Annotated in this window: 18 protein-coding genes; 11 read left to right on the forward strand and 7 right to left on the reverse strand. The window is 72.5% G+C overall.

Annotated elements, in window-relative coordinates; translation table 11 throughout:
• Nucleotides 1-20 precede the first annotated feature (20 nt).
• Entirely contained in the window at nucleotides 21-1,340 is a 1,320-nt protein-coding gene (gene hmgA, locus ACIQPT_RS22285; RefSeq protein WP_401157714.1) for a homogentisate 1,2-dioxygenase, read from the reverse strand.
• A 252-nt stretch (nucleotides 1,341-1,592) separates the two neighbouring features.
• Between hmgA and ACIQPT_RS22290 the strand changes: the two genes are divergently transcribed.
• The 5 genes from ACIQPT_RS22290 (at nucleotide 1,593) to ACIQPT_RS22310 (ending at nucleotide 9,056) form a co-directional block, all read left to right on the forward strand.
• Complete coding sequence (locus tag ACIQPT_RS22290; RefSeq protein ID WP_401157884.1) at nucleotides 1,593-2,219, forward strand: TetR/AcrR family transcriptional regulator; 627 nt, start codon at nucleotides 1,593-1,595, stop codon at nucleotides 2,217-2,219.
• Nucleotides 2,220-2,391: 172 nt separating this feature from the next.
• Nucleotides 2,392-4,575, forward strand: coding sequence for a molybdopterin-dependent oxidoreductase (locus tag ACIQPT_RS22295; protein ID WP_401157715.1), 2,184 nt, complete (start codon nucleotides 2,392-2,394; stop codon nucleotides 4,573-4,575).
• A 139-nt stretch (nucleotides 4,576-4,714) separates the two neighbouring features.
• Nucleotides 4,715-6,166: a CitMHS family transporter gene (locus ACIQPT_RS22300; protein ID WP_401157717.1), complete on the forward strand. Its 1,452-nt coding sequence runs from the start codon at nucleotides 4,715-4,717 to the stop codon at nucleotides 6,164-6,166.
• Nucleotides 6,166-7,542 (forward strand): MFS transporter, encoded by a 1,377-nt coding sequence (locus tag ACIQPT_RS22305; protein ID WP_401157719.1) that lies wholly within the window; start codon nucleotides 6,166-6,168, stop codon nucleotides 7,540-7,542. The genes ACIQPT_RS22300 and ACIQPT_RS22305 overlap by 1 nt, the downstream gene beginning before the upstream one ends.
• 128 nt (nucleotides 7,543-7,670) lie before the next feature.
• Nucleotides 7,671-9,056, forward strand: a complete 1,386-nt coding sequence (locus ACIQPT_RS22310) for an ABC transporter ATP-binding protein (RefSeq protein WP_401157720.1) — start codon at nucleotides 7,671-7,673, stop codon at nucleotides 9,054-9,056.
• Nucleotides 9,057-9,079: 23 nt separating this feature from the next.
• Here ACIQPT_RS22310 and ACIQPT_RS22315 read toward each other — a convergent pair whose 3' ends face one another.
• Complete coding sequence (locus ACIQPT_RS22315; RefSeq protein WP_401157721.1) at nucleotides 9,080-9,589, reverse strand: DinB family protein; 510 nt, start codon at nucleotides 9,587-9,589, stop codon at nucleotides 9,080-9,082.
• Nucleotides 9,590-9,883: 294 nt separating this feature from the next.
• Between ACIQPT_RS22315 and ACIQPT_RS22320 the strand changes: the two genes are divergently transcribed.
• Both ACIQPT_RS22320 and ACIQPT_RS22325 read left to right on the forward strand, forming a co-directional pair.
• Entirely contained in the window at nucleotides 9,884-11,278 is a 1,395-nt protein-coding gene (locus tag ACIQPT_RS22320; RefSeq protein ID WP_401157722.1) for an aldehyde dehydrogenase family protein, read from the forward strand.
• A 50-nt stretch (nucleotides 11,279-11,328) separates the two neighbouring features.
• A complete protein-coding gene (locus tag ACIQPT_RS22325; protein WP_401157723.1) occupies nucleotides 11,329-12,408 on the forward strand; it encodes a Zn-dependent alcohol dehydrogenase in 1,080 nt (359 codons plus the stop codon).
• Here the strand turns inward: ACIQPT_RS22325 and ppk2 are convergent.
• The 4 genes from ppk2 to ACIQPT_RS22345 all read right to left on the reverse strand — a co-directional run bounded on the left by ppk2 (nucleotide 12,405) and on the right by ACIQPT_RS22345 (nucleotide 16,162).
• Nucleotides 12,405-13,421 carry a polyphosphate kinase 2 gene (gene ppk2 / locus ACIQPT_RS22330; RefSeq protein ID WP_401157725.1) on the reverse strand — a complete coding sequence of 339 codons (1,017 nt, stop codon included), beginning with the start codon at nucleotides 13,419-13,421 and terminating at the stop codon, nucleotides 12,405-12,407. The two genes, ACIQPT_RS22325 and ppk2, sit on opposite strands and share 4 nt — an antisense overlap.
• The gene (locus ACIQPT_RS22335; RefSeq protein ID WP_401157727.1) at nucleotides 13,387-14,370 is read right to left on the reverse strand and encodes a DMT family transporter; all 984 of its coding nucleotides are present in this window, start codon (nucleotides 14,368-14,370) and stop codon (nucleotides 13,387-13,389) included. The genes ppk2 and ACIQPT_RS22335 overlap by 35 nt, the downstream gene beginning before the upstream one ends.
• Nucleotides 14,371-14,711: 341 nt before the next feature.
• On the reverse strand, nucleotides 14,712-15,458 hold the full coding sequence (locus ACIQPT_RS22340; RefSeq protein ID WP_401157729.1) for an ArsR/SmtB family transcription factor: 747 nt from the start codon (nucleotides 15,456-15,458) through the stop codon (nucleotides 14,712-14,714).
• Nucleotides 15,459-15,472: 14 nt separating this feature from the next.
• A complete protein-coding gene (locus tag ACIQPT_RS22345) occupies nucleotides 15,473-16,162 on the reverse strand; it encodes a TetR/AcrR family transcriptional regulator (protein ID WP_401157731.1) in 690 nt (229 codons plus the stop codon).
• Between the two features lie 92 nt (nucleotides 16,163-16,254).
• Between ACIQPT_RS22345 and ACIQPT_RS22350 the strand changes: the two genes are divergently transcribed.
• The 4 genes from ACIQPT_RS22350 (at nucleotide 16,255) to ACIQPT_RS22365 (ending at nucleotide 19,685) form a co-directional block, all read left to right on the forward strand.
• Nucleotides 16,255-17,406: an acyl-CoA dehydrogenase family protein gene (locus ACIQPT_RS22350; RefSeq protein ID WP_401157733.1), complete on the forward strand. Its 1,152-nt coding sequence runs from the start codon at nucleotides 16,255-16,257 to the stop codon at nucleotides 17,404-17,406.
• A 109-nt stretch (nucleotides 17,407-17,515) separates the two neighbouring features.
• Entirely contained in the window at nucleotides 17,516-17,806 is a 291-nt protein-coding gene (locus tag ACIQPT_RS22355; RefSeq protein WP_050359534.1) for a YiaA/YiaB family inner membrane protein, read from the forward strand.
• A gap of 87 nt (nucleotides 17,807-17,893) precedes the next feature.
• Nucleotides 17,894-18,523 (forward strand): TetR/AcrR family transcriptional regulator, encoded by a 630-nt coding sequence (locus tag ACIQPT_RS22360; protein WP_401157735.1) that lies wholly within the window; start codon nucleotides 17,894-17,896, stop codon nucleotides 18,521-18,523.
• Between the two features lie 43 nt (nucleotides 18,524-18,566).
• Nucleotides 18,567-19,685 (forward strand): substrate-binding domain-containing protein, encoded by a 1,119-nt coding sequence (locus tag ACIQPT_RS22365; protein WP_401157736.1) that lies wholly within the window; start codon nucleotides 18,567-18,569, stop codon nucleotides 19,683-19,685.
• Here the strand turns inward: ACIQPT_RS22365 and ACIQPT_RS22370 are convergent.
• Nucleotides 19,642-20,127 (reverse strand): MarR family winged helix-turn-helix transcriptional regulator, encoded by a 486-nt coding sequence (locus ACIQPT_RS22370; RefSeq protein WP_401157737.1) that lies wholly within the window; start codon nucleotides 20,125-20,127, stop codon nucleotides 19,642-19,644. The genes ACIQPT_RS22365 and ACIQPT_RS22370 overlap by 44 nt on opposite strands.
• Nucleotides 20,128-20,355 lie beyond the last annotated feature (228 nt).

A 20,355-nucleotide genomic window follows, 5' to 3' on the forward strand; every position in this document is an offset into this window, starting at 1 on the left:
CCCCTCCGGCCTTCCGCCGTCTACGGCCGGAAGTTGCGGCTCAGACCCTGCCACACGTCGTCGTAGCCGCGCTGCAGATGGTCGGCGGCGGCCGCCTGCGCGGTCGCCGTGACCGGCCAGCGGGTCTCGAACATGAAGGCCAGACCGTCGTCGATCTTCTGCGGCTTCAGCTCCGCCGCGCTCGCCCGGTCGAAGGTCTCCCGGTCCGGTCCGTGCGCCGACATCATGTTGTGCAGGGAGCCGCCGCCGGGAACGAAGCCGTCCGCCTTCGCGTCGTACGCCCCGTCGATCAGCCCCATGTACTCGCTCATCACATTGCGGTGGAAGTACGGCGGACGGAAGGTGTCCTCGCCGACCAGCCAGCGCGGCGCGAAGACGACGAAGTCCACTCCGGCCAGCCCCGGGGTGTCGGACGGCGAGGTCAGCACCGTGAAGATCGACGGGTCGGGGTGGTCGTAGCTGATCGTGCCGATCACATTGAACCGGCGCAGGTCGTAGACGTACGGGGTGTGGTTGCCGTGCCAGGCCACCACATCGAGCGGTGAGTGGTCGTACGTCGCCGACCAGAGGTTCCCGCAGAACTTGTTGACCACCTCCACCGGGCCCTCGTGGTCCTCGTACGCGGCGACCGGGGCGAGGAAGTCCCGGGCGTTCGCCAGGCCGTTGGCGCCGATCGGGCCCAGGTCGGGCAGCGCGAACGGGCGGCCGTAGTTCTCGCAGACGTAACCGCGCGCGGTCTCCTCCAGCAGCTCCACCCGGAAGCGGACCCCGCGCGGGATCAGCGCGACATGGCCCGGTTCGGCGCGCAGCAGGCCCAGTTCGGTGCGCAGCAGCAGTCCCCCGCGCTCGGGAACGATCAGCAGCTCGCCGTCCGAGTCGCTGAACACCCGGTCCGTCATGGAGGTGTCGGCGTTGTACAGGTGGATCGCCATCCCAGCGCGCTGGGCGGCGTCGCCGTTGCCGCCGAGCGTCCACAGGCCGCTCAGGAAGTCCGTGCCGGGCTCGGGGTCGGGCAGCGGGTTCCAGCGCAGCCGGTTCGGGTCCGGCACGGTCTCGGTGAAGGGCGCCGAGCGCAGGCCCCCGTTGTCGGTCCGGGTGAACGCCGGGTGGGCGGCCGAGGGGCGGATCCGGTAGAGCCAGGAACGGCGGTTGTCCGCGCGCGGCTCGGTGAACGCGGAGCCGCTCAGCTGCTCCGCGTACAGCCCGAGCGGGGCGCGCTGGGGGGAGTTGCGGCCGTGCGGCAGCGCCCCGGGAACCGCCTCCGAGCTGTGCTCGTTGCCGAAGCCCGAGGAATACGTCAGCCCTTCGGCCGTCTTCCTCGCCTGGTCGATCGCGCTCATCCCGCACTCCCGGTGTGCCCAAGAAAGCCCTCGGATCCGCCGGACGACGAATCCTATGCACTACCGTAGGAATAGGAGCGGGGCACGTCAACGGCATACATCGCGCCATTCGTGGCGTGTGCCGCGTCCTGCGTGAGCGTGTGCCGCGCCCTGCGGGGGCGTGCGGGCGGAGGGGGCGGCCCCTCATGGGCGGGCGTCGCGGTCGTCCGCCGGGTACGGCTGCCGTTCGCCGCGCGGGGCGGGCACGGCATCATGGGGCCCGTGCCTCAGTCCCCTGCCAACCCGAACCTCCGTCGCGCCCCCGTGCAGCAGCGCAGCGCCGACCGCCTGGCCCGGATACTCGACTCCTGCGCCGGGCTCCTCGACGAGACCGGCTACGAGCAGCTCACCACCCGGGCCGTCGCCGAGCGCGCCGAGGTGCCCATCGGCTCCGTCTACCGGTTCTTCTCCAACAAGCGCGCGCTCGTCGACGCCCTCGCGCTGCGCAATCTGGACGTCTACGCCGAGCGCATCGCCGCCCGGCTCGCGGACCTGCCCGCCGCCGACTGGCGCGCCGCCATCGACGCGGTGCTCGACGAGTACCTGGCGATGAAGCGGAGCGTCCCCGGCTTCGCCCTCGTCGACTTCGGGCCGCCGTTCCCCGCCGAGGGCGCGGCGGACGACGCCAACCGGCGGCTGGCGGACCGGCTCTCCGTCCTGCTCGCCGGCCACCTCGGCCGCCGGCCCGACGAAGGGCTGTCCCGGGCCATCCTGGTGAGCGTCGAGGCCGCCGACGCGCTGCTCCAGCTCGCCTTCCGTACGGAACCGTCGGGGGACGCGGCCATCGTCGCCGAGACCCGGACCCTGGTCAGGTCCTATCTCGCCCAGACGCTCGACTGAGCGGCGCCCCTCTGTCCCGGGGCCCGGTCCGTCTTCTCCTCCGTCTTCTCCTCCGCGCAACACCTCCCCACCGTGCGTACCGGTCGGTATGCTCGGCCGGGCCGGGGCTCCACGCCCGCCCGGCCCATGTTGCCGACGTCGTCGTGCCACCGCCGCCGCCCGGGGAGGGCCCATGTCCCACGACTCCCGCACCGCGCCCCGTATCTGCCCTCTCTGCGAGGCCACCTGCGGCCTCACCCTCACCATCGAGGGGACCACCGTCACCGGTGCGCGCGGAGACCGCGACGACATCTTCAGCAAGGGCTTCATCTGCCCCAAGGGCGCATCCTTCGGAGGGCTCGACGCCGACCCCGACCGGCTGCGCGTCCCCCTCGTGCGCGGCGACGACGGGGAGCTGCGCGAGGCCGGCTGGAGCGAGGCGTTCGACCTGATCGCCGCGCGGATACCGGCCCTGACGGAGGCGTACGGGCCCCAGGCCGTCGGCGTGGTCCTCGGCAACCCCAACGCGCACACGATGGCGGGCTCCCTCTACCCGCCCCTGCTGCTCGCCGCCCTGCGCACCCGCAACGTGTTCACCGCGAGCACCCTGGACCAGATGCCCAAGCACGTCTCCAGCGGTCTGCTCTTCGGTGACGCGCACGCCATCCCCGTACCGGACCTCGACCGCACCGACCATCTCCTCCTGATCGGCGCCAACCCGCTGGAGTCCAACGGCAGCCTCTGCACCGCCCCGGACTTCCCCGGCCGGCTCAAGTCCCTGCGCAGGCGCGGCGGCACCCTCACCGTCATCGACCCGCGCCGCACCCGCACCGCCCGGCTCGCCGACCGGCACGTCGCGATCCGGCCCGGCGCGGACGCCCTGCTGCTGGCCGCCCTCGCGCACACCCTCATCGACGAGAAGCTCGCCGACCCCGGGCCGCTCGCCGAGTATCTGGAAGGGCTCGACGAACTCGCCGCCGCCCTCGCGGACTTCACCCCGGACGCCGTCGCCGCCGCCTGCGACGTGGACGCGACCACCATCACCGCCATCGCCCGGGAACTCGCCGCCGCCCCGACCGCCGCCGTCTACGGGCGCATCGGCAGCTGCACCGTCGAGCACGGCACCCTGGCCAGCTGGCTGGTGGACGTCCTCAACATCCTCACCGGCAACCTCGACCGGCCCGGCGGCGCGCTCTTCCCGCTCTCCGCCACCGCACGCGCCCCACGGCCCGCCGCCCCCGGCAAGGGCTTCGCGCTCGGCCGCTGGTCGAGCCGGGTCTCCGGGCACCCCGAGGCCAAGGGCGAACTGCCCGTCGCCGCCCTCGCCGAGGAGATCGAGACCCCGGGCGAGGACCGCATCCGCGCCCTGGTGGTCATCGCGGCCAACCCCGTGCTCTCCGCGCCCGACGGCGACCGCTTGGACGCGGCCCTCGCCGACGGACTCGACTTCATGGTCAGCGTCGACCCGTATCTCAACGAGACCTCCCGGCACGCCAATGTCGTCCTGCCCCCGCCGCCGCCCTCCCAGAGCGCCCACTTCGACTTCGCGTTCAACACCTTCGCCATCCACAACCAGGTCCGCTACACCCGCGCCGCCGTGCCCCTGGAGGACGGGCGGATGGACGAGAGCGAGATCCACGCCCGGCTGATCCTCGCGGTGAGCGGCATGCACGGCGCGCCGCCCTCCGCCGTCGACGACCTGGCCATCGGCACCGCCCTCACCCGGGCCGGGGCCCCGGAGGAGCGGGCCGCCGAACTCACCGGCGACAGCGGCCCCGAACGCCGCCTCGACCTCATGCTGCGCCTCGGCCCGTACGGGCTGACGCTGGAACAGCTCCTCGCCCACCCGCACGGCATCGACCTCGGCCCGCTGCAACCCCGCGTCCCCGACGTCCTGCGCACCCGCTCCGGCCGCATCGAACTGCTCCCGGAGCCGATCGCCGCCGATCTGCCGCGCCTGCGCCGGGCGCTGGGCGACCGCCCCGCCCCGCTCGTCCTCGTCGGCCGCCGCCATCTGCGCTCCAACAACAGCTGGATGCACAACGTCGGTTCGCTCACCGGCGGGTCCAACGTCTGCACCCTCCAGATCCACCCCGATGACGCGGCCCGCCTGGGGCTCGTGGACGGGGCCATCGCCCGGATCGAGTCGTCGGGCGGCGGGATCGAGGCCCCCGCCGAGATCACCGACACCGTGCGCAGCGGGGTGGTGAGCCTGCCGCACGGGTGGGGCCACAGCCGCCCCGGCACCCGCATGAAGGTCGCCGCCGCCCACCCGGGGGCAAATGTGAACCAGCTGCTCGATGGCACACTCCTGGACCCGCTGTCCGGCACGGCGGTCCTGAACGCCATTCCGGTCTCCGTCACCCCAGCTCACTAACACCACCGCGTTGACCTGGGGTTTTGCTCGTATTGCTCACACGTCAACATCTTGTTAACGCTGAGAGAGGGCCCCTAACGTCATCCGGACCGACCGCCGAGACCGGTGGGAGTTCAAGGATGAACGTTAGGTATCCCCCATGCTGACAATCCTCGGCTTCGCCATGATCGCGACCTTCCTGGTCCTGATCATGACGAAGAAGATGTCGCCGATCGCGGCGCTGGTACTGATCCCCGCACTGTTCTGTGTCGCCGTCGGACAGGGAGCGCAGCTCGGCGACTACGTCATCGAAGGCGTCGGCAACCTCGCGCCCACCGCCGCCATGCTGATGTTCGCCATCGTCTACTTCGGCGTGATGATCGACGTCGGCCTGTTCGACCCGATCGTCCGGGGCATCCTGAAGTTCTGCCAGGCCGACCCGATGCGCATCGTCGTCGGTACGGCGGTGCTCGCCGCGATCGTCTCGCTGGACGGCGACGGCTCCACCACCTTCATGATCACCGTCTCGGCGATGTATCCCCTCTACAAACGCCTGAAGATGAGCCTGGTCGTCATGACCGGTGTCGCGGCCACCGCCAACGGCGTCATGAACACCCTCCCCTGGGGCGGCCCCACCGCCCGCGCCGCCACCGCCCTCAAGCTGGACGCCTCCGAGATCTTCGTACCGATGATCCCTGCGCTGGCCATGGGGCTGCTCGCCGTGTTCGTGCTGGCGTACGTGCTGGGCCGCCGGGAGCGCAAGCGCCTGGGGATGCTGACCCTCGACGAGGCGCTCGCCCGGAAGCCGGAGCCGGAGCCGGAGACCGTGTCCGCCGGCACCGGCACCGGCGGCGAGGACCGCCTTCGTAAGGCCACCACCGCCGGCTCCGCGTCCGCATCCGCCTCCACAGGCGGTACGGGTACGGGGACCGGCGCCGACGCCGACCCGGCCGACGGGGACGACGACGCGTTCCAGGGCCTCGACCCGAACCGGTCCACGCTCCGTCCGAAGCTCTACTGGTTCAACGCCGGACTCACCATCGCCCTGCTGACAGCGATGATCATGGAACTGATGCCGATCCCGGTGCTCTTCCTGCTCGGCGCGGCCCTCGCGCTCACCGTCAACTTCCCCCACATGCCCGACCAGCGGGCCCGGATCGCCGCGCACGCCGACAACGTCCTCAACGTCTCCGGCATGGTCTTCGCCGCCGCCGTCTTCACCGGGGTCCTCACCGGCACCGGCATGGTCGAGAGCATGGCCGACTGGGTCGTCGGCGCGGTCCCCGAGGCGATGGGCCCGCACATGGCCATCGTCACCGGCCTGCTCAGCCTGCCGCTCACCTACTTCATGTCCAACGACGGCTTCTACTTCGGCGTCCTCCCCGTCCTCGCCGAGGCGGGCGCGGCCCACGGGGTCTCGCCGCTGGAGATCGCCCGCGCCTCCCTGGCCGGCCAGGCCCTGCACATGTCCTCGCCCCTCGTGCCCGCCGTGTACGTCCTCGTCGGCATGGCGAAGGTCGAGTTCGGCGACCACACCCGCTTCACCGTCAAGTGGGCCGTCCTCACCTCGCTCGTGGTGCTCGGGGCGGGCATCCTCTTCGGCATCATGTGATGACACCCGAACCACGGACCGGGCCCGGCAGGGGCTGGCTGCTGCGCCTCGTCATCGCCTTCGCCTTCGCGCAGGGGGCGGTGTCGATGGCGCGGCCCGCCGTCTCCTACCGGGCCCTCGCCCTGGGCGCGGACGAGGCGGCCGTCGGCGTCATCGCCGGGGTGTACGCCCTGCTCCCGCTGTTCGCCGCCGTGCCGCTCGGCCGCCGCACCGACCACGGACGCTGCGCGCCCCTGCTGCCGCTCGGCGTGCTCCTGATCTCCGGCGGCTGCGCGCTCAGCGGCATCGTCTCCACGCTGCCCGCGATGGCCGCCTGGAGCGGGGTGATGGGCCTCGGTCACCTGTGTTTCGTGATCGGCGCGCAGTCGATCGTGGCCCGGCAGTCCGCGCCCGACGAACAGGACCGCAACTTCGGGCACTTCACCATCGGGGCCTCGCTCGGCCAGCTCATCGGCCCGATCGCGGCCGGTGCGCTGATCTCCGCCGACAGCGGTGCTCTGGGCCGTACGAGCGCCCTCGCGCTCCTCGTCTCGGCGGGGGTCTGCGCGGTCGCCCTCACCTCCCTCTGGCGCATCGAGCACCGCCGGGCGACCGGCTCCGGCGGCAAGCCCGGCCACAAGGTCCCGGTACGGGCGATCCTGGGCGCGCGCGGCGTTCCGGCCGGCATCTTCATCAGCATGGCGGTGCTGTCCGCCACCGACATCCTCACCGCCTATCTGCCGGTCGTCGGCGAGCACCGCTCCATCGCGCCGGCCACCGTCGGACTGCTGCTCAGCCTGCGGGCCGCCGCCACGATCGCCTGCCGGCTGGTGATGACGCCGCTGCTGCGGCTGCTGGGCCGCAGGGCCCTGCTGACCACCAGCTGCCTGCTCGCCGGGCTGCTCTGCGCGGGCGTCGCCCTCCCCGTGTCCGTCCCGGTCCTCGCCGTCATGCTGGCCGTGCTCGGCTTCTGTCTCGGCGTCGGCCAGCCGCTGTCCATGACCACCGTGGTCCGGGCCGCCCCCGCCCGGGCCCGGTCCACCGCGCTCGCCCTCCGGCTGACCGGCAACCGGCTCGGCCAGGTCGCCGCCCCCGCGGCGGCGGGCCTGATCGCGGGCGCGGTGGGGGTGGCGGCCCCGTTCGCGCTGCTCGGCGTGCTGTTGGTGGGAGCGGCGGGACTGGGACTGCGCGGCGAGGGTCGTACGGAGTCGGCACCGGCACCGGGACCGGCACCGGCACCCCTGGACACGGAGTCCGCCCTCGCGCCGCCGGGCACGGTGCCCGCCCCCGTACCGCAGGACACACGGCCGGGCAGCGGACCCGTACCGCAGGACACGTGGCCGGGCAGTGGACCCGTACCGCCGATCGTGCGGAACGGGGCCGAAAACCCCGGGTGACCGGGCCCCACCGGACCCGTACGCCCCAACCTTCGCGCGAGTCATTCCCACACCCCGCCCGGTGGGCTAGCTTCCCCCACATAGCCGCTCCCCACCGCGATGCCACCACTTCTTCCGGGCGGACCCTCATGACGCGCGCGATCTCCCTGCACCATGTCAGCAAGACCTACGGCCGGGACCGGCGGGCCGTCGACCGGTTCACGCTCTCCATCGACCCGGGCGAGTTCGTCGTGCTGCTCGGCCCCTCCGGCTGCGGCAAGTCCACCGTGCTGCGCATGATCGCGGGCCTGGAGGAGATCACCGAGGGCGACCTGCTCCTCGACGGGGAGTACGCCAACCACACCCCGCCGCGCGAACGCGGCATGGCCATGGTGTTCCAGAACTTCGCCCTCTACCCGAGCATGACCAACCGGGCCAACATCGGCTTTCCGCTGAAGCTGGAGAACCCCCGCGAGGACAACACCGCGCGGGTCGAGGCCACCGCCCGGATGCTCGGGATCGGCCATGTCCTCGACCGCTACCCGGCGCAGCTCTCCGGCGGCGAGCGCCAGCGCGTCGCGATGGGCCGGGCCATCTCCCGCCGGCCCTCCGTGTTCCTGATGGACGAGCCGCTCTCCAACCTCGACGCGAAGCTGCGCAGCCATCTGCGCGCCGAGATCGCCCTGCTCACCAAGGAACTGGGCGTCACCACCGTCTATGTGACGCATGATCAGGCCGAGGCGATGTCGCTGGGCGACCGGGTGGCCGTGATGCGCGGCGGGGTTCTCCAGCAGGTCAGCCCTCCCCGCGAGGTGTACGCGCTGCCGGACAACGTGTTCGTGGCCGCCTTCATCGGCACCCCGCGCATCAACCTCCTCCAGGCCGTCGTGCACGCCCCGCTGGAGGGCCGGATGTCGATCGACCTCGGCCGCCAGCGGCTCGCCCTGCCCGAACCCCTCAGCCCCGACCACCAGTTGCTCCGGATCCAGCAGGGCCGGCGGATCATCGTGGGGCTGCGCTCGGAGGCGGTCCGGATCGCCCCGCCCAGCCAGGCCCGGCCCGGCGAGGTCGCCCTCAGCGGCATCGTCGAACACGTCGAGTACCAGGGGCACGAGGCGCTCGTCCACCTCAGGACCGGTTCGCGGCCCGCCGTCGTCCCGGACCTCGAATCCGCCCGGCCCCGGCCGATGCCCCGCCGCCGCAGGGCAGCGGCCGGCGGCGGTGGAGCCGGTGGGATGGGTGGGGTCGGCGTCCTGGAACGGCTCAGGGGGCGGCCGGCCGGCCGTGTCAGCGGCCCGGTCGTCACCCTCGACGAACCGGCCGAGGACCCCACCGAGATCCAGGGTCCCGACCACCCCGCCACCCCCTCCGGCGACCTGGTCGTGCGCACCGGACCCGATATGCGGCTGCGGACCGGGGGGCAGGTGCCGCTGCTGGTGGACCTGGCCCATCTGTACGTCTTCGACCACTACGGCCGCCGCATCTGCCCGCTGCCCCGGGACGTGCCCGGGCTGGACGACACGCCCCGGCGCTGAGGGTCCCCCGGTCAGCGACCCGGTCAGCGACCGGTCGAGCCGTCGATCAGCTCGCGGATGACATCCGCGTGACCGGCGTGGCGGCCGGTCTCCTCGATCATGTGTGTGAGCGCCCAACGGGCGCTGGGCGCAGGGCCGTTCGGCCGTGGGCGGGGTGCGGGCGCGCCGAGGTCGACGCAGGTGTCGAGTACGTCGTTCGCCTCCGCGACCGCCTTCCGGTAGCGGGCGACGACCTCGGCCACACCGTCCTCGGGAGCGGCACGGAAGGTCGCGGGCCAGTCGGCGACCCGTTCCCCGAGGAAGGTGGACCGCTCGACGAAGGTCAGGTGGTGGAGCAGGCCGAGCAGATTCGTGCCCGAGGGCACCCCGGCGGTGCGGACCTCCGGTTCCGGGGCGTCCTCGACCTTCGCGGCGACCGAGGTGCGTACGTAGTCGAGGAAGCCGCGCAGCACCTCGATCTCGCTGCCCCCGGTCCGTGGCGGCGGGGTGTCCCGGCGACGGGGACGGCGGCGGGGACGGGGCGCGGCGGTCATGGTGCCTCCTCGGTGTGCGGACGGCGGTCGGCGGTCCGGGTTCGCGGGCTCGCCCCAGTCTTGTCCCGGCGGCGGCCGTCAGGGCAAGGGATCATGCCGTTCCGGCAAGTCCGCCGGGCAGGGGCACGTGTGCCGGGGGCGTGCGCGCCCGGCGTGACCGGCGTCTCGGGAGGCTCCCTGGCGTCAGAAAACTAACGGCGCTAGTTTGGGCGGGTGCGACGTGTGCCCCGCGCCGCACGGCTTCGGCGCTCCGCACAGCACGGCTCCGCACAGCACGTCCGGGAGGAAACAGCCATGAAGGCCCATGACCAGATGTACATCGACGGTGCGTGGCGGCCCGCCGTCGGCCAGGACACGATCGCGGTCGTGAACCCGGCCGACGAGCAGGTCATCGCCCAGGTGCCGGCGGGGACGGCCGAGGACGTCGACGCGGCGGTGCGGGCCGCGCGCGCCGCCTTCCCCGCGTGGGCCGCGACCCCGCCCGCCGAGCGCGCCGCCCGGCTCACCGCGCTCGCCGACGCGCTGGCCGCCCGCAAGGACGAGCTGGCCGAGACGATCACGGCCGAGCTGGGCTCACCGCTGCCGCTGTCGCAGATGGTCCACGCGGGCGTGCCCGTGCTGGTGGCCGCCTCGTACGCCGAACTGGCCGCCCGCCACGCCTTCGAGGAGCGGATCGGCAACTCCACCGTGCTGCTGGAGCCGGTCGGCGTGGTCGGCGCGATCACCCCCTGGAACTACCCGCTCCACCAGATCGTCGCCAAGGTCGCCCCCGCGCTCGCCGCGGGCTGCACCGTCGTCCTCAAGCCCGCCGAGGACACCCCGCTCACCGCCCAGCTCTTCGCGGAGGCCACCGAGGCGGCCGGTCTGCCGCCCGGGGTCTTCAACCTCGTCACCGGCCTCGGACCGGTCGCCGGACAGGCGCTCGCCGCCCACGAGGACGTCGACCTGGTCTCCTTCACCGGCTCCACGGCCGTCGGCAAGCAGATCGGCGCCACCGCCGGAGCCGCCGTCAAGCGCGTCGCCCTGGAGCTGGGCGGCAAGTCCGCCAACGTGATCCTGCCCGGCGCGGACCTCGCCAAGGCGGTCAACGTCGGTATCGCCAACGTGATGACCAACTCCGGCCAGACGTGCAGCGCGTGGACCCGCATGCTGGTGGACGCCGAGCGGTACGACGAGGCCGTGGAGCTCGCGGCGAACGCCGTCACCAAGTACGTGGCCGGGGAGCGGGTCGGCCCGCTCGTCAACGCCAAGCAGCAGGCCCGGGTGCGCGGTTACATCGCCAAGGGCGTCGAGGAGGGCGCCCGGCTGGTCGCGGGCGGTCCGGACGCGCCGCTGGAGACCGGCTACTACGTCAGCCCGACCGTCTTCGCCGACGTCACCCCGGACATGACGATCGCCCAGGAGGAGATCTTCGGCCCGGTGGTCTCGATCCTGCGGTACGAGGACGTGGACGACGCCCTGCGGATCGCCAACGACACCGTGTACGGGCTCGCCGGGGCCGTGTGGGCGGCCGACGACGAGGAGGCGGTGGCCTTCGCCCGCCGGATGGACACCGGGCAGGTCGACATCAACGGCGGCCGCTTCAACCCACTGGCCCCGTTCGGCGGTTACAAGCAGTCGGGGGTGGGGCGCGAGCTGGGGCCGCACGGTCTGGCGGAGTACCTCCAGACGAAGTCGCTCCAGTTCTGACCCCCGTACCCCTTCCGTACCCCTTCGAGACGAAACCAAGGAGCCTGTTCGTGGTCCGCGCCGCCGTACTGCCCGCCGTCGGAGCTCCGCTGGAGATCACCGACATCGTCCTGCCGGAGCCCGGCCCCGGCCAGGTCCGTATCGCACTCGCCGCCGCCGGGGTCTGCCACTCCGACCTGTCCCTGTCCAACGGGACCATGCGGGTCCCGGTGCCCGCCGTCCTCGGCCACGAGGGAGCGGGTACGGTCCTGGCGGTCGGCGAGGGCGTCACCCATGTCGCCCCCGGCGACGGCGTGGTCCTCAACTGGGCGCCCTCCTGCGGGTCCTGCTTCCACTGCGGGATCGGCGAGGTCTGGCTCTGCGCCGACGCCCTGAAGGGCACCGCCAACCTCCACGCCCGTACGGCGGACGGCACCGACCTCCACCCCGGCCTCAATGTCGCGGCCTTCGCGGAGGAGACCGTCGTCGCCGCCAACTGCGTGCTCCCCGCCCCCGACGGCATCCCGCTCACCGACGCGGCTCTCCTCGGCTGCGCGGTCCTGACCGGATACGGGGCGATCCACCACAGCGCGAAGGTCCGTGCGGGCGAGAGCGTCGTGGTCTTCGGGATCGGCGGCGTCGGCCTCGCCGTGCTCCAGGCCGCCCGGATCGCGGGCGCGTCCCGGATCATCGCGGTCGACGTCTCCCCGGCCAAGGAGGAGCTGGCCCGGCAGGCCGGGGCCACCGACTACGTCGTCGCCTCCGCCACCACCCCGCGCGAGATCCGCAAGCTCACCGGCGGCCAGGGCACGGACGTGGCCGTGGAGTGCGTCGGCCGCCCCGCGACCATCCGGGCCGCCTGGGAGTCCACCCGGCGCGGCGGGCGCACCACGGTCGTCGGGATCGGCGGCAAGGACCAGGAAGTCACCTTCAACGCCCTGGAGATCTTCCACTGGGGCCGGTCCCTGACGGGCTGCGTCTACGGCAACAGCGACCCGGCCCGCGATCTGCCCGCCCTCGCCGACCACATCCGCGCGGGCCGCTTCGACCTGTCGATGATGGTCACCGAGCGCATCGCCCTGGACGGCATCCCCGCCGCCTTCGACAACATGATCGCGGGGAAGGGCGGCCGGGCGCTCGTCGTCTTCTAGTAGTCCGTGGTCCGGGACGTCGAGGTGACCGGCCCCAGCAGCCGGGCGTCCATCTCGCCCTCCTCGAACAGCCGGGAGGCCGGGCCCACGATCAACGGGTCCGGCTTCCCGACCACGTCCACGTCCTTGCCCGGGTAGTCGAAGCGGTCCAGGACGTGCCGCATCGCCTCCAGCCGGGCCCGCTTCTTGTCGTTGCTCTTCACCACCGTCCACGGCGCGTCCGCCGTGTCGGTGTGGAAGAGCATCAGCTCCTTCGCCTCCGTGTACGCGTCCCACTTGTCCAGCGAGGCCAGGTCGACCGGGCTCAGCTTCCAGCGCCGTACGGGGTCGATCTGCCGGATCATGAACCGGTTGCGCTGCTCGTTGCGGGAGACGGAGAACCAGAACTTCACCAGGTGGATGCCGTCCCGGGCGAGCATCCGCTCGAACCCCGGCGTCTGGTGCATGAACTCCAGGTACTCGCGGGTCGTACAGAACCCCATCACCCGTTCCACGCCCGCCCGGTTGTACCAGGAGCGGTCGAACAGCACGATCTCCCCGGCGCTCGGCAGATGCGCCGTGTAGCGCTGGAAGTACCACTGGGTGCGCTCGCGCTCGGTCGGCTTCTCCAGCGCCACCACCCGCGCGCCCCGCGGATTGAGATGCTCGGTGAACCGCTTGATCGTGCCGCCCTTGCCCGCCGCGTCCCGGCCCTCGAAGAGGATCACCAGCCGCTCGTCCCGCTCCTTCACCCAGTGCTGAAGCTTCAGCAGCTCGATCTGGAGCGCCCGCTTGGCCTTGTCGTAGTCGCGGCGGCGCAGCTTGCGGTCGTACGGGTAGTCCTCACGCCAGGCGTCGCGTGCGTGACCTTCCGGCGTGACGAGGACCGGATCGTCGTCCCCGCTGTCGACCACGCCGAACCCGTCCAGATACGGCCCGCCGAAACGGGCCGCCTGCCCGGCTTCCTCGCGGTCGGCCTGCTCGGCCTTCCCGGCCTTCTTACGGTCGCCCCGCGCTCCGGTCCTCCGTGTCATGACGGTTTCCCTCCACCGGCCCAGCGGGATTTCCGCCTGTGGGCCCAGTCTGCTGACGGCTCCGGGAGACCGCCACCCCGACCAGGCAGAGCAGCCCGCCGAGGACCCCGAGCAGGGTCGGCACCTCGTCCAGCAGCAGCCACGCCATGAGGACCACGATCGCCGGGACCGCGTACGTCGTGGCGCCCATCCGGCCCGCGGTGGTCCGGGCCAGGGCGTAGCCCCAGGTGGTGAAGGCCAGCGCGGTCGGGAAGACGCCCAGATAGATCATGTTCAGCGTGGCGGACATGGGGGCGTCGGCCGCCTCGGAGACCAGCACCCCGGTGAACGGCAGGCAGGCGACGGCGCCGATCATGCAGCCGAAGGTGTTGATCTGCAGCGAGGAGCCGTACGCGAGCGCCGGCTTCTGGCTGACCACGCCCAGCGCGTACGCCACGGCGGCCAGCAGGCACAGTGCCACGCCCAGCACCGAGGAGCTGCCGTGCCCGGACATCGCGAGGCCGACGACGACCGCGCCCGAGAACGAGATGCCCATGCCCAGCAGCAGGCGGCGCGGCAGTCCCTCGCCGAGCATGCGGGCGCCCATCAGGGCCATCAGGATCGGCCCGATGTTCACCAGCATCGCCGCGGTCCCGGCGTCGACCTCCTGCTCGCCCCAGTTGAGCGCCACCATGTAGAGCCCGAACCAGAGCACGCCGGAGGTGATGATTCCGCGCCAGGCGCCGCGCCCGGGCAGCCCCTCCCGCCGTACGAGGAGGATCGCCCCGAGCACGAGCGTGCCCGCCAGGAGCCGGCCCAGGGCGAGCGCACCGGGGGAGTAGGACTCGCCCGCACTGCGGATGGAGACGAAGGCGGAGGCCCACAGCACGACGGTGGTGCAGGCGGCGGCGGTGGCGCGCCAGTTGTGGGCCGGTGGGGAGACGGGGAGCGGTGTCGGGGTCGTCGTCATGGCCACGACCGTAGGCCTGGAACGCTTCGGCCCCCACCGAATTGTCAATGCCCGTCAATCGACGGCCACCCTCAGCCCGTCGGTCGTCTCGGGCCGGAGCCCGGCCACCCCTTCAAGCCCGTCCGGCGCTTGAGGACGGAACCGTGCGCCACCTCAGCCCGTCCGGCGATTGAGGACGGAACCGGTGCTCGGGCGGGCGGCACCCGTGCTTTCCCGGACACGGAGGGGTCGCCCCGAACCACCGCCACGGTTCCGTCCTCAAACGCCGGACGGGCTGGGTTGGCACGGGTTCCGTCCGCAAGCGCGCCGGACGGGCTGAGAGGGCGGGCCGGACAGGCTGGTCAGGTGTCGGCGGCGGCCAGCGACGCCGGGGCAAGGCCCAGTCGGTCCGACAGCGCCCCCACCCCCGCCGGAGTCACCCGCACCGCCCGCCCCGACCCCACCCGCTCGCACCACCCCGCCGCCAGCGCATGCGCGCACAGCGCAGCCCCCGCCGCCCCCGCGAGATGCGGCCGCCGCTCCGTCCAGTCAAGGCAGACCCGGGCCAGGGGGCGTCGTCCGGACCGGTCCAGGGTGATGCCCAGCGCGCCGAACCACTCCAGGCCCGCATCCGTCAGCGCGACCCCGGTGTCCTGCCGCAGCAGCCCCCGGGCGGTCATCGCCTCCGTGATCCGGATGCCGAGCCGGCCGGCGAGATGGTCGTAACAGGTACGGCCCCGGGCCAGCGCACTGCTGACGCTCGCCGCCCGCAGCGAACGCGGCCGCTCCGGGGCGTCGGGCACCGCGTGCGAGGCCAGCTCCTCCACCAGGTGCGCGACCCGCTCGTCGGCCAGCCGGACGTACCGGTGCCGCCCCTGCCGCTCCTCGGCCAGCAGTCCGCCCGCGACCAGCCGCCCCAGGTGCTCGCTGGCGGTGGACGGGGCGACGGAGGCGTACCGGGCCAGCTCACCGGCGGTCCAGGCCCGCCCGTCGAGCAGGGCCAGGCAGAAGGAGGCGCGGGTCTCGTCCGCGAGGAGGGCGGCCAGTGCGGCGAGCCGCGCGCCCGCCGCGTCGTGCGGCCGGGGGCGCTGTCGCGGGGAACGGTCCATACGTCCAGGGTGCGTCAGGAACGGTTCGGCGCCCGCCGAACCGTCGCCGCACCCTCGCCCACCGGCCGCGCGTACTCCTCGTACTGGAGCGCCAGCCCGTCCAGCAGCGCCCGCAGCCCGGTCTCGAAGGCCCCTTCGTCGACCTGGCTGCGGTGGTCGGCCAGCAGGTGGGCCTGGCCGAGGTGCGGGTAGTCGGCGGGGTCGTAGGCGGTCTCGTCGTCGACGAAACCCCCGGCGAACGACCCCAGCGCCGAACCGGTGATGAAGTAGCGCATCAGCGCCCCGATCCGGGTGGCCTGGGCGGGCGGCCAGCCCGCGCCGGTCATCGCCCCGAACACCGCGTCGGCCACCCGCAGCCCCGCCGGCCGCCGGCCGGGCCCCCGGGCCAGCACGGGGACGATGTGCGGGTGCGCGGCGAGAGCGGCCCGGTACGACAGCGCCCAGTCGTGCAGCGCCTCGCGCCAGTCGCGCGGGTCCGACTCCTCGAACATCGACAGATCGACCTGTACGGAGACCGCGTCGGCGACGGCGTCCAGGATTTCTTCCTTGTTGCGGAAGTGGTTGTAGAGCGAGGGCCCGCTGACCCCCAGCACGGCCGCCAGACGGCGTGTGGAGACGGCGTCGAGCCCCTCGGAGTCCACGAGCGCGCTCGCCGCCTCGACGATGCGGTCTCTGCTGAGGAGGGGCTTGCGCGGTCGGGCCATGCGGCTCATAGTAGGGCCTGCGAACCAGAAACTAGCAGTGCTAATTAAAGTGCGCCCGAGCGGCGCTCAGGAGAGGCAGTGGGTGGCGCACGATGGACCTGACGCTCAGCGAGGAGCAGGAAGCCGTCCGGAAGCTGGCCGAGGACTTCGTCGCCCGCGAGGTCGCTCCCCATGTCGTCGCGTGGGACCGCGCCGAGAATGTCGACAGGTCGATCGTCGGCAAGCTCGGCGCCCTCGGCTTCCTCGGTCTCACCGTCCCCGAGGAGTACGGCGGCTCCGGCGGTGACCACCTCTCCTACTGCCTGGTCACCGAGGAGCTGGGGCGCGGCGACTCCTCCGTGCGCGGCATCGTCTCCGTATCGCTCGGCCTGGTCGCCAAGACCATCGCCTCCTGGGGCGACGAGGAGCAGAAGCGGTCCTGGCTGCCCCGGCTCACCTCCGGCGAGGCGATCGGCTGCTTCGGCCTCACCGAGCCCGGCACCGGCTCGGACGCCGGGAACCTCGCCACCAGGGCCGTCCGTGACGGCGGTGACTACGTCGTCAACGGCACCAAGATGTTCATCACCAACGGCACCTGGGCCGATGTCGTCCTGCTCTTCGCGCGTACGAACGACACCCCCGGCCACCGGGGCGTCTCCGCCTTCCTCGTCCCCACCGACACCCCCGGCCTCACCCGCCGCACCATCCACGGCAAGCTCGGCCTGCGCGGCCAGGCCACCGCCGAACTGGTCCTCCAGGACGTCCGCATACCGGCGTCCGCCCTGCTCGGCCCCGAGGGCAAGGGCTTCTCCATCGCCATGTCCGCCCTCGCCAAGGGGCGCATGTCGGTCGCGGCGGGCTGCGTCGGCATCGCGCAGGCCGCCCTGGACGCGGCCGTGCGCTACGCCGGTGAGCGCGAGCAGTTCGGAAAGCCCATCGCCCGCCACCAGCTCGTCCAGGAACTGCTCAGCGACATCGCCGTGGACGTGGACGCCGCCCGGCTGCTCACCTGGCGGGTCGCCGATCTGATCGACCGGGGCCAGGAGTTCGCCACCGCCGCCTCCACGGCCAAGCTGTACGCCTCCGAGGCCGCCGTCCGCTGCGCCAACAACGCCCTCCAGGTCTTCGGCGGCTACGGCTACATCGACGAGTACCCGGTCGGCAAGCTGCTGCGGGACGCCCGCGTGATGACGCTCTACGAGGGCACCAGCCAGATCCAGAAGCTGATCATCGGCCGCGCGCTGACGGGCGTCTCCGCGTTCTGACCGGCGCCCGGGGCTTCGATCGGCGCACTCGACTTCGTACGGGTGTCTGAGTACGGGCCTGAGTACGGGCACGGATGTGGCCTGCGCCACGTCGGCGGATGCTGAACCCATGAGTGACACGACATCGGTCAAGCAGCAGAGCACCGCGGCCTTCTACATGCAGGCCGTCGCCTCCTTCATGGTGGCGATCGCCGCGGTCGCCTTCGGTATCTTCTTCCTCGACGCCGACGCCTGGGTGCGCGGCTTCCTCGCCATCGGCGTGCTCTACCTCGTCACGTCCTGCTTCACGCTGGCCAAGGTGATCCGGGACCGCCAGGAGGCCGGGCAGATCGTCAGCCGGGTCGACCAGGCCCGGCTGGAGAAGATCCTCGCCGAGCACGACCCCTTCCAGAAGCTCTGAACCCGCACCGCCCCATAAGACTCCCCTAAGCGCTTGCTCAGGTTCGGGGTATGGTGTTCGTCCTGCTGACCGAGAGGGGCCTGGGCGATGTGTACGGCGGAGGAGACGAGCGACGAGGACACGCCGTGGGGCGAGGTCACTCCCGAGGCGGCCAGGCGGCTCCTCGTCGCCGCCGTGGACGCCTTCGCCGAGCGCGGGTACCACGCGACCACCACGCGTGACATCGCCGGCCGGGCCGGGATGAGCCCGGCCGCGCTCTACATCCACTACAAGACCAAGGAAGAGCTGCTCCACCGGATCAGCAAGATCGGCCACGAGCGGGCGCTGTACGTCCTCGACGCCGAGGCGGACCGGGACGGCACGGCAGCCGAACGGCTCGCCGGGGCCGTCCGCTCCTTCGTCCGCTGGCACGCGGAGCGGCACACCACCGCCCGGGTCGTGCAGTACGAGCTCGACGCACTCGGCGAGGAGCACCGCACCGAGATCGTCGCCCTGCGGCGCAGGAGCGACGCGGTGGTGCGCCGGATCATCAGCGAAGGGGTGCGGGACGGCGAGTTCGACGTCCCCGACATCCCCGGCACCACGCTCGCCGTGCTGTCCCTCTGCATCGACGTGGCCCGCTGGTTCAACGCCCAGGGCAGCCGCACGCCCGACGAGGTCGGCGAACTGTACGCCGACCTCGTCCTGCGGATGGTCGGAGCCCCGCCCCGGCCCTGAGGGATGTCTTGGCCCAGCCGCACGGTGGGGCGATCATGGGCGCATGTCGCCGCCTCCGAGCCACCTCCGTCCCCCCGAGTGGTTCACGGTGGACGCGTCGGTGCTGAATGTGGCGCTGGTGTATCCGATGCAGGGGCCGGCGGGGATCTTCGGGCCGGGGTGCGAAGCGTGTGCGCGGCTGGCCGTGGAGGAGGTCAACGCGGCGGGCGGAGTTCTCGGGCGGGAGCTGCGGCTCATCGAGGTGGACGGCGGGGCCGAGCCGTCGAGGGTGGCCGCGGAGGTCGAGGCGCTGGTGGCGGCCGGGGCGGTGCAGGGGGTCACCGGATGGCACATCAGCTCGGTGCGGCAGGCGGTGGCCCCTCGGGTGGCGCACCGGGTGCCGTATGTGTACACGGCGCTGTACGAGGGCGGTGAGCGGACCGAGGGCGTCTTCATGACCAGCGAGACCCCCGCGGGGCAACTGCTCCCGGCGATGCGGATGCTCGCGCGGATCCGGGACGTGCGCCGCTGGTTCGTCGTCGGCAACGACTACATCTGGCCGCGCCGCACCGCCCGGGCGGCCCACCGGTACGCACGGGAGTCCCGGGGGCGGGTCTGCGGGGAGGCGTATCTGCCGCTGGGGACGGACGACTTCGCCGATGTCCTGCGCCGCATCGAGCGGACGGACGCCGACGCCGTGCTGGTGCTGCTCGTGGGCAGCGACGCGGTCCGGTTCAACCGGGCGTTCGCGGCGGCCGGGCTAGACGCCCGCTCTCTGCGGCTGAGCACGCTGATGGACGAGAGCATGCTCCTCGGCAGCGGCCCCGGGGCGACCGTCGACCTCTACAGCACGGCCGGGTTCTTCGCCTCGCTCGCGGACGGGCACAGCATGGATTTCCACGGGCGATACGCGGCCCGCTTCGGCGCGGACGCACCGGTCCCCGGCAGCCTCGGCGAGTCCTGCTACGAAGGCGTGCTGCTGCTCGCGGCACTCATCGAGCGGGCCCGCACCCTGGACGTGTCCGCCATCGGCGCGGCCGCCGAGCACGTCCGGTACGAGGGCCCGCGCGGCCTGCTCGGCCTGGACGGGCGGCATGTGCGCCAGCGCATCTATCTGGCGGAGGCCGACGGTCTGGACTTCACCGTCCTCGCCCAACTGGATGCTCCCCAGCGGTTGTTGTAGCCCCTTCCCTGCCGCCGCCGCTCGCCAGCGCGCCGGACAGCCGGCCGAGCAGCGGCAGCAGCTGATCCTCCTCGTCCTCCGTGAGCCCGGGGACCGACGGTCCCCACTCCGCCCGTACCGCGCGGGAGACCTCCCGGCGCCGCCGCAGGCCCCGGGGGGTGAGCTGGGCGAGGACCCGGCGGCGGTCGGCGGGGTCGACGCGGCGGAACACCAGGTTCTGGTCGACGAGTTGGTCCACGATCTTGGTGAGGGTCGGCGCGGGCAGGGCGGCGTCCTCGGCGAGGGCCGTCATGTTCCTGCCCTCGTCGCCCGAGAGCAGGTCGAGGACCCGCCATGCGTCGACCGAGCAGCTGAACGCGTCGAGCACGGACTGGATACGACGCGCCGCGAGGCGCTCGGCCCGGGTCAGCAGGTGGAGCAGGTCCTGGGGCTGCCTCGCCATCGCACTCCTCGGGGCTCACGTCGGCACGGCCCCCGCGGCGGGGGTGCGTCGGAGCCTACAACCGATCACCGCGCTCCCGGCAGGTCGTATGCCGATTCTGATCCTTTCCGGTGGAAGTAATGAATTCCCGCATCGCGAATGCGTTCACCACTGGGCCGGTTGACGCCGACTCACATGAGTGCGAAACGCGATTACTTCCGCCGGAAACTGTTCTTCAACTGCGCCGCA

This window comes from Streptomyces sp. NPDC091289 (genome assembly GCF_044757365.1).
Classification (GTDB): domain Bacteria; phylum Actinomycetota; class Actinomycetes; order Streptomycetales; family Streptomycetaceae; genus Streptomyces.